The organism is Herbaspirillum sp. C7C2 (assembly GCF_022627865.1).
GTDB classification, from domain to species: Bacteria; Pseudomonadota; Gammaproteobacteria; order Burkholderiales; family Burkholderiaceae_D; genus Herbaspirillum; species Herbaspirillum frisingense.
The window spans coordinates 1-238 of the sequence record NZ_JABXGI010000097.1 but is presented as its reverse complement, the minus strand read 5'-3'; the positions used below and the strand labels follow the sequence as shown (position 1 = coordinate 238).

The 238-nt window shown below is 58.0% G+C and carries 1 protein-coding gene; it reads right to left on the bottom strand.

What is annotated here, in order from left to right:
• On the bottom strand, positions 1-238 hold a 238-nt coding region (locus HWE04_RS24395), incomplete at both ends, for a hypothetical protein (RefSeq protein WP_241813948.1).

Sequence of the window (238 nt, the reverse complement as noted above, 5' to 3'; positions counted from 1 at the left end):
GCACCAGCAACATGCGGATCGATGGTAGCAGCCAGAGAACCAGCATGGCCGAAATGAAAGCGGCGAGAATGGACAGGCCGAACATCGGCAGGCTGATATCAAACCAATACCAATGGGCGAGGCAGGCTGCGATCACCGAAGCAAGCAGGATGCCGCAGGTTGCGACAAAGCCAGCTGCAAAGAAATAGTCGTCGCTGCTGCGCGCCAGCACCGCATAGATTTCGCCACTGGTGCCTGC